Raw genomic sequence first — 8,617 nt, 5'->3', positions numbered from 1 at the left:
CCGGACCCCTGGGGTCCGGCCGCTTGCTGTATCGGTGTATATTCAAAGGCTATGCTGAAGAGCGTCCCCAAAAGAACGGCCCAGTTGGTGTTGGCCGGTATTGCCCTGTGTGCGTCTGCGGTTGCCCCTCGTGCGGCGGCCGCCCAAGACGTGACGGGGCGTTGTGCGTCCCCCGACTCCATTGCGATCCGTGGCAACACGCGAACGCCCGATGCGCGCATCCGTGGCGAGATGGGCCTGACGCCCGGAACGCCACTTAATTTTCCGTCGATTCAGCGCTCCATGAAGGGGCTCTACGCGCTGAACCTGTTCGACGACGTCCAGCTGCTCTGCGACCTGGAGAGCGTGCCAGAAAAGGTGCTGACCGTCATTCAGGTACGGGAGCGTGCGATTCTTGGTGATATCAAGGTCGTGGGCCCAAAGAACGTCAGCGAGCGATCGGTGCGAGATAAGATCGACCTGTTGATAGGACGCCCCATCGATCCCATGATGCTCGCCAAGGCGCGGGCGCGTATCGATTCGACGTACGAAGCGGCCGGCTACTATTTGGCGCAGGTGCGGATCGATTCGGTGAAAATGGATGATGATCGTATCGGCATTACCTACACCGTCGATGAAGGGCGCCGCTTGGCGATTTCGGGCATCGACATCGTGGGCAACACGTCGGTGAAGGAAAAACAGGTCGTCTCCGCAATGAAGATCAAGCCCGAAGGGTTCTGGTGGTTCCGCAAGGGCGAGTTCGACGAGGACAAGTACGTCGGCGACCTCGGTGAGCGGATCCCCGAGCTGTTCTCGCGGCTGGGCCACGTTGACATGCGCATCAGTAAGGACACGCTGATCGTGGATCGCGAGAAGGGCAAAGGACTGGTGCAGATCGGTATCGAGGAAGGTCCGCGCTACCGTATCGGCACGTTCGAAGTGGCAGGCAATCGTCGCTTCCCCACCGACGATCTGAAAAAGTTTTATCCGTTCGAAGGAAACGACCCCACGCTGACGCAGCGCGTGAAGGGCTTGATCAAACGCGAAGCGGCCGCGCCCGAAGGCATCTTCGACCAGCACAAGTGGGATGACGCCATCGAGAAGGTGAACGCTGAGTATCGCAACAACGGTTACCTCTACGCACGCATCAATCCCGTGCTTGAGCGCAAGCTCGTGGGACCGGATTCAGTGCCCACGGTGAACCTCCGGTGGGAGATCGACGAGAAAAATCCGGCGATCGTGAATCGCATCGAGATCCTGGGCAACGACTTCACCGCCGACGACTGCATTCGCCGTCAGATCTTCCTCGTGCCTGGTGGCGTGTTCAATCAGGCCGCGCTGATCCGCAGTTATCAGAGCATCGGCAACATGAATTTCTTCGAGTCGCCGATGCCGTTTCCGGATTACCGTCCGGTAAATGATCAGGGCGACGCCGATATCGTGTTCCGCGTGAAGGAGAAGCGGACCGGATCGATTAATTTCGGCGCGTCGATGGGGCAGGGCGGCGTCGGGTTTGGTGGCTTCATCGGCCTCGAACAGCCCAACCTCTTCGGGCTCTGCAAGCAGGGAAAGCTGAACTGGCAGTACGGTCGCTTCTTTAACGACTTCACAGCGACGTATACCGACCCGGCGCTTCGCGGATCCCGCGTGTCAGGCGCCATCAGCGCGTACCGCACGCAGTCCCGGTTCATTGTCGGCAACCTCGGCCAGAACATCCGCACCGGTTCGCAGCTGCGATTCGGTCTGCCGGTTCCCTGGTCGTACTTCTCGACGATGGCCGTCTCGTACAACGGCGAGTCGGCCACCTTTACATCGGGCACGATTCAGAACACCTGTACGAAGAACTGTTTCCGCTCCAACCTCGGCCTCGAGTACACGTACGACACGCGGATCGATCTGCCGTTCGCGACGGGCGGATCCATGCGGACCGTCACGGCCGACTTCAGCGGTGGTCCGTTGGGTGGTACGGTGAATTTCCAGCGCCTCACCACGGAAATGCGCGCCTACACCCAGTTGGGGCAGCTTGGTGGAACGAACCCAGGTTCGCAGCCTATCAAGTTTACGATGGGACTGACGGCGCGGGCGGGTAGCCTGTTCGGTAACTCGGGACCATTCTTTTTCCAGCAGCAGTTCGCGGTCGGCGGGGTGATGTTCGGGCAGCAACTGCGCGGCTATCCGGAGTTCTCGATTACCCCGATCGGGTTCAACCCGAACACCGATCAGTACCGCTCCGACCCGGCGTCCTTCGGCAACGCCTTCATGACCCTCACCGGTGAGATCGGCGTTCGGTTCAACCAGATGTTCTATCTGAACGCCTTCACCGACGCCGGCAACAACTGGGCATCCGCGCGGCAGATCAATCCCACTCGGCTCTTCCGTTCCGCCGGTTTCGGGGTATCTACCGTTACGCCGCTGGGACCGCTTGGATTGGACATGGCGTACGGCTTCGATCGCACGACCGTGGACCTGGTTACGGGACGAGTTCGGCCCGATCCACGCTGGCAGTTCCATTTCCGACTCGGTCAGCTCTTCTAAACTCAGGACTTCACATGCGTCTTTCCTCGTTTGTCGGCGCTTGCGCCTTGGTGCTTGGCGTTCCCGCCTTGGCTTCGGCTCAGGGACAGAAGTTTGCTTACGTGAACTCGGCCGCGATCCTGCAGTCTGCCCCGGGCCGTACCGAAGCCGAGGCGCAGTTCGACAAAGACATGACCTCCATGCGCGCGGCCGTGCAAAAGCTGTCTGATTCGCTGAACACGCTGCAGGAAGTGTATGCGAAAGAAGAAGTGTCGTTGTCGCCGGCGGCGAAGGAAGCCCGTCTGAAGACGCTTCGCGAGAAGCAGGCGGCCTATCAGGAGCGCGTGCAGAAGTTGCAGGAGCAGGCGCAGGCGCGTGAAGCCGAACTGATGCAGCCGATCATGGATAACGTGCGCAAGGTGCTCGATGACATCCGGGCCGAGGGCGGTTTCGCCTTCATTTTCGACGTGGCGGCCGGCTCGCTGATCGTCTCGGCCGACAAGAATCTCGACATTACCGATCGCGTGGTGTCCAAGCTGCGTCTTGCCGCGCCGCGCGCCGCTGCGAAGCCTGCGCCGGCTGGTCCGGCGAGCGCCCCGGCGGGTCTGAACACCAAGAAGCCGCCCACGGCGTGATCGCCGCTGTGAGCGGCGGTTCCACCGATCCGCAGGCAGTCGGCGGTGATGGGCAACAGCCCATCACCGCCGCTGCCGTTGCGGCGTTAGTCGGTGGCGTGCTCCGTGGCGACGGCGCACTCGAGGTACACGGCATCGCACCGCTCGATCGCGCCGGTCCCAACGAGCTGAGCTTTCTGTCGAATCTCCGGTATGGACAGTGGTTCGCCACGTCCCTCGCTGGTGTGGTGCTGATTTCGCCAGAGCTTGCCGATATGGCAGGGAGCCCGTCCACCCGGATCGTCGTGCCCAACCCGGTCGATGCCATGGTGACGCTGCTGGCACGATTCCATCGACAGGAGCCACGGGCACAAGGTGTTCACCCATCCGCTGTCATCGCGAACGATGTTCGTCTTGGCGAAGGCGTCACGATCGACCCCTTTGTCGTGATCGGCGAAGGGGTGGTAATCGGCGAAGGGAGTTGGATCAGCGCCCACGCCGTGATAGGTGCGGGGTCGGTGCTGGGGAATAACGTACGTGTACATGCTTCGGCCGTCGTGTACCCGTTTACCGAGCTTGGGGACCGCGTAACCCTGCATTCGGGGGCACGGGTTGGGCGCGAAGGCTTCGGCTTCAGACCGCAGGCAACCGGCGTGGTGCGCATCCCCCATGCCGGTCGCTGTATTCTTGAGCACGACGTCGAGGTGGGAGCGAACAGCTGCATAGACCGCGGTAGCGTGGACGACACCATCATCGGCGCCGGCTCGAAGCTCGACAACCTTGTGCACATCGCCCACAATGTGCGCGTGGGTCGCGGCTGTTTCTTCGCGGCTCAGGCCGCCGTGGCTGGTTCTACCCGGATCGGCGATGGCGTGCAGATTGGCGGTCAGGTCGGTATCGGTGGACACGTCACGATTGGCCCGCGGGCGAATTTGGCCGGCGGCGCCGGTGTGATTGGCAACGTGCCGGCTGGTGAGACGTGGTCCGGCTATCCGGCCCGTCCGCATCGAGATCATTTGCGCGCGGCGGCGGCGATTGCCCGCCTAGCCAAGATCGTGCGACCGCTCGAGCAGGTGGCGAGCAAGTTGGTGAGCATGCCGGACACGGCGGGTCAGGTCGACCGCGAGCCTGACGGGAGCGGATCGTGATCGCGAAGGCGGGAAAGGCGATGAACACGGTGACTGGCTCGGCTACCGAGTCGGCGGGGCAGCGTCGCACAATTGGTTGTGAGGCGGTGGTCGAAGGCATCGGACTTCATTTCGGGCAGCCATGTCGTGTCACCTTCCGGCCTGCGCCGACGGGAACCGGCATCGTGTTCCGACGGACGGACATCGCCGGCGCCGAGCCGATTCCGGCGCGTGTGGACCTCGCGGTGGACGCCGAGCGTCGCACGCAACTCGGGACCGGTCCGGACGCGCTGCATACCGTGGAGCATGTACTGGCCGCCGTCGGTGCCCTGTCGATCGACGATCTCGAGATCGGGATGGACGGACCGGAGCCGCCGATCATGGACGGCAGCGCGGCACCGTTTCTCGACGCGTTGCGCGGCGCCGGGCTGGTGCCCAACGGAGGCCATCCCGAGTGGCTGGTATTGCGGAAATCGATTCGCGTGGTGGATGGCGACTCAGTGTACGAGGCCCGGCCGTGCATGGGTCTCTCGCTCGATATCACGATCGATTTTCCGCATCCGTTGATCGGCCCACAGCGCACGCAGTGCATGGTCACGGCCGACAGCTTCGCGCGCGAACTGGCGTCCGCGCGAACCTTCGGGTTCACCCATGAAGTGGACGCGCTTCGCGCGAAAGGATTGATTCAGGGAGCATCCACGGCCAACGCGGTGGTGCTCGACGCCGACGGCCTGGTCGATACCACGCTCCGCTGGCCTGATGAATTTTCCCGGCACAAGGCGCTCGATTGTGTCGGGGATCTCGTTCTCGCTGGTGCGCGCGTCCGCGCGCACATCGTGGCTCACAAACCGAGTCATCGGGGCACAGTCGCCCTGGTGCGAGCCCTCGTGCAACACGCTGTCCGGGAGCCCGCCGTGTATTCCATTGAAGATATCATGCAGGTGCTGCCGCACCGCTATCCGTTCCTCCTCGTCGATCGCATTCTGGAGATCGAGGAAGGCAAGCGGATTGTGGGGCTGAAGAACGTCTCGATCAACGAGCCGTTCTTCCAGGGACACTTTCCGGGACATCCGATCATGCCCGGCGTCCTCATCATCGAGTCGATGGCGCAGGTAGGCGGCATGCTGCTCATGCGCAGCATTGCCGATCCGTCGAGCAAGGTCGTGTACTTTTTGTCGCTCGACAACGTGAAATTCCGCCGCCCCGTGAAGCCGGGCGATCAGCTGCGGATCGAGATGGAAGTGCTGCAGATCCGCGGCATGATGTGCAAGATGCGTGGCGTCGCAACCGTCGATGGTCAGGTGGTGACCGAGGCGGACATGTCCGCGATGGTCCGCGATCGATGATTGCGCGTATTCATCCGACGGCACTCATCGATGCGTCGGTTCAGCTCGGGGAGGATGTCGAGGTGGGACCGTGGGCGATCATCGGTCCGCAGTGCACGATTGGCAACGGTACCCACATTGCTGCGCGGGCGACACTCGAGCGCAATGTGAGGCTCGGTCAGCGGGTACAGATCGGAATCGGGGCGATCCTCGGCGGCGATCCGCAGGACCTCAAGTACCGTGGTGAGGAGACGTGGGTCGACATTGGCGACGAGACGTCGGTTCGCGAGTACGCGACCATCAACCGTGGCACCGCACACTCGATCACGACCAGCGTCGGTCGCAACTGCTTCCTGATGAGCTACGTGCATCTGGCGCACGATTGTCATATTGGCGACAACGTCATCATCTCGAATGGAACGCAGCTGGCGGGACACGTCACGGTTGAAGACAAGGCGACGATTTCCGGGTTGTGCGCCGTGCATCAGTTCTCGCGCATTGGCCGACACTCGTTCATCGGCGGATGCTCGCGCGTGGCGCAGGACGTGCCGCCGTTCGTTCGTGCCGTGGGCAATCCGATCAAGCTCTTCGGACTGAACTCCGTCGGACTGCGCCGCGCAGGCGTCGACGAGGAAGTGGTCCGTGAACTCAAGCGGGCATACCGGTTCTGCTTCCGCTCCGATCTCAATCTCGGGCAGGGCGTCGAAAAGGCGCGCGCCGAATTATCCCTGCTCCCCGATGTACAGCACTTTCTCGATTTCATCGAAGCGAGCCAGCGAGGCGTTGGATTCTGAGAACCACGACCGTGACTCCGGAATCGCGCGCGTTCTCGAAGCGCGATGCGCCGCGCGTCGGCGTCGTCGGTGCTGGTGGCTTGGGTGTACACCATGTCCGCATTCTTCGCGATCTGTGCGGCGACCAATTTGCCGGCTTCGTTGACGAGAATCCCGGTCGCGCCGCCGAAGTCGCGTCGCAACATGGCGTCCGCGTGTATCCCTCGCTGTCAGCCATGCTTGACGAGGTCGACGCCGTGTCGATCGTCGTGCCGACCACCGCCCATCACGCGGTCGCGTCGGCCGCACTCGATCGCGGCAAGCACGTGTTCGTCGAGAAGCCGTTTACCGTCACGCTCGACGAAGCCGATGATCTGCTGGCGCGCGCGCGTGCGGCCGGCGTGTTATTGCAGGTCGGCCACGTGGAGCGATTCAATCGCGCCGTACGCGCGGCCATGCCCTTCGTGGACGGACCGCGCTTCATCGAGAGTGACCGTCTCGCACCGTTCAACCCACGCGGCTCCGACGTCGCCGTGGTGCTCGATCTCATGATCCACGATCTGGACCTGGTGCACACGCTCGTTGGTCTGCGAGTGGCTGAGGTGCAGGCGATGGGCATGCCGGTGCTCACGCCGCAGATCGACATCGCGAACGCGCGGCTGACGTTTGCCAACGGTGCCGTGGCCAACATCACGGCAAGTCGCGTCTCGCGTGAGCGGTTGCGCAAGCTGCGCATCTTCCAGCGGAGCGGGTACATCTCGCTCGATCTCGCCGCCGGCACCGGAGAGTTTTTCCGATTGCGCGGGGATTTTGATCCGATGTTATTGGCGAGGGCGCCGCGTGCGCTCGAGGAATTCGTGGAGCGGGTGCCGCTTGAGGCGCCGGACGGCGAGCCACTGGTGCTCGAGCTTTCGCAGTTTCTCGGGGCCATTTCGGGGCGCAACCCGGTTGCGGTCACGGGTGAAGAAGGCCGCGAGGCCCTCGAGGCGGCCCTCCGCATTGTGACCGCCATCGAAGCGGCGCAGCGGGTGATGCGTGCCTCCGACGAGTCGGCGCGTGCGTGAGATTCTGTTCGTCGTCGGCGAGGCGTCCGGCGATCTGCACGCGGGGAAAGTGGCGGAGGTACTGCGCGCGACGGCACCGGAATTGGCGATGGTTGGTATCGGCGGCGGGCACATGCGAGCTGCCGGTGTCGAGATCATCGAGGACGTCGAGAATCTGGCGGTGATGGGCTTCACCGAAGTCATCCGACACATTCCGAAGCACTACGCCCTGCTGGGCCGACTGCGTGAACGCATTGGAAGCGGACGCGTCGCGTTGGTTGTGTTGCTCGATTATCCCGGCTTCAATCTCAAAGTCGCGGACGTCGCAAAGAAGGCCGGAGTGCCGGTACTGTACTACATCACACCGCAGGTCTGGGCGTGGGGGGCCGGGCGGTTGCCGAAGCTGGCGCGTGTCGTTTCGAAGGCCGCGTCGATCCTTCCGTTTGAGGAGGGGCTGCTGCGTCGCCATGGCGTGGATGCCACGTTCGTCGGGCATCCGCTGCTTGATCGCGCCCACTCGTTGCCAACGCAGGCCGCGGCGCGTGTGGCTTTGGAACTCCCAGCCGACGGACCGATCCTCGCGGTGTTCCCCGGTTCCCGTCGCGCCGAGCTGGCGCGCCATCTGAAGCTGTTCGTGGAAACGGCCACGCTGCTGCAGGCTCGCGTTCCCGGATTGCACGTCGTCGTCAGCGTCGCGCCAACGGTGCAAATCAGCCAAGGCGAGTGTCCGTTCCCGCTCGTGCATGGCGCCTCGTTCAACGTGCTTCGTGCCGCAACCGCTGGCCTCCTGAAGAGTGGAACCACGACGCTCGAAGCCGCCGTGGCTGGCTTGCCGCACGTCATCGGCTACCGCACAGGTGCCATCACGTACGCGATCGCGCGCCGCGTCGTGAAGATTCCACACATCGGACTCGTGAACGTCGTCGCGAACCGCGAAGTGTCGCGGGAGTTCGTGCAGGATGCGTTCCAACCGAGTCGCGTGGCCGATGCGCTGATGCCGCTGCTGGACCTGCGCAGTGCAGAACGCGCGCACGCGGAAGCGGGGTTGAGCGAGGTGCGCGGGATGCTGGGCACGCCTGGTGCCGCAGAGCGCGTGGCGACGATGATCCGCGACCTCGTGGCGAACGGACCGGCGTGATGTCGGCGCACGAATGAGTTGGCAGCCCGAGCAAAACGTGCCCGGCCGCGAGCCGCCGGCACCACGCACCTCGGCGGCGGCATTCGACTGGCGCACGCGAATCG

General features: G+C 63.4%; 7 protein-coding genes. All 7 read left to right on the top strand.

The annotated features are described in order from the left end of the window. Positions 1-51 precede the first annotated feature (51 nt). The 7 genes from bamA to lpxB are packed head-to-tail and all read left to right on the top strand — an operon-like array spanning position 52 to position 8,513. On the top strand, positions 52-2,514 hold the full coding sequence (gene bamA / locus ACLL97_RS07170; RefSeq protein ID WP_411279789.1) for an outer membrane protein assembly factor BamA: 2,463 nt from the start codon (positions 52-54) through the stop codon (positions 2,512-2,514). Between the two features lie 14 nt (positions 2,515-2,528). After that, a complete protein-coding gene (locus tag ACLL97_RS07165; RefSeq protein WP_411279788.1) occupies positions 2,529-3,128 on the top strand; it encodes an OmpH family outer membrane protein in 600 nt (199 codons plus the stop codon). Next, positions 3,125-4,255 (top strand): UDP-3-O-(3-hydroxymyristoyl)glucosamine N-acyltransferase, encoded by a 1,131-nt coding sequence (lpxD, locus tag ACLL97_RS07160; protein ID WP_411279787.1) that lies wholly within the window; start codon positions 3,125-3,127, stop codon positions 4,253-4,255. Before ACLL97_RS07165 ends, lpxD begins: the two co-directional genes overlap by 4 nt. Then, the gene (lpxC, locus tag ACLL97_RS07155; RefSeq protein WP_411279786.1) at positions 4,252-5,580 is read left to right on the top strand and encodes a UDP-3-O-acyl-N-acetylglucosamine deacetylase; all 1,329 of its coding nucleotides are present in this window, start codon (positions 4,252-4,254) and stop codon (positions 5,578-5,580) included. The genes lpxD and lpxC overlap by 4 nt, the downstream gene beginning before the upstream one ends. After that, positions 5,577-6,353 (top strand): acyl-ACP--UDP-N-acetylglucosamine O-acyltransferase, encoded by a 777-nt coding sequence (gene lpxA / locus ACLL97_RS07150; protein ID WP_411279785.1) that lies wholly within the window; start codon positions 5,577-5,579, stop codon positions 6,351-6,353. Before lpxC ends, lpxA begins: the two co-directional genes overlap by 4 nt. Positions 6,354-6,364: 11 nt before the next feature. Further along, complete coding sequence (locus ACLL97_RS07145; protein ID WP_411279784.1) at positions 6,365-7,396, top strand: Gfo/Idh/MocA family protein; 1,032 nt, start codon at positions 6,365-6,367, stop codon at positions 7,394-7,396. Beyond that, positions 7,389-8,513, top strand: coding sequence for a lipid-A-disaccharide synthase (lpxB, locus tag ACLL97_RS07140; RefSeq protein ID WP_411279783.1), 1,125 nt, complete (start codon positions 7,389-7,391; stop codon positions 8,511-8,513). The genes ACLL97_RS07145 and lpxB overlap by 8 nt, the downstream gene beginning before the upstream one ends. Positions 8,514-8,617: the final 104 nt, after the last annotated feature.

It is taken from the genome of Gemmatimonas sp. (assembly GCF_046594945.1).
GTDB lineage: Bacteria > Gemmatimonadota > Gemmatimonadetes > Gemmatimonadales > Gemmatimonadaceae > Gemmatimonas.
This window is presented reverse-complemented; position numbering and strand designations above follow the sequence as displayed.

Coding starts and splice junctions, on each gene's coding strand:
- ACLL97_RS07165 (WP_411279788.1), top strand. CDS start 2,529: ATGCGTCTTTCCTCGTTTGTCGGCGCTTGCGCCTTGGTGCTTGGCGTT.
- lpxA (WP_411279785.1), top strand. CDS start 5,577: ATGATTGCGCGTATTCATCCGACGGCACTCATCGATGCGTCGGTTCAG.
- bamA (WP_411279789.1), top strand. CDS start 52: ATGCTGAAGAGCGTCCCCAAAAGAACGGCCCAGTTGGTGTTGGCCGGT.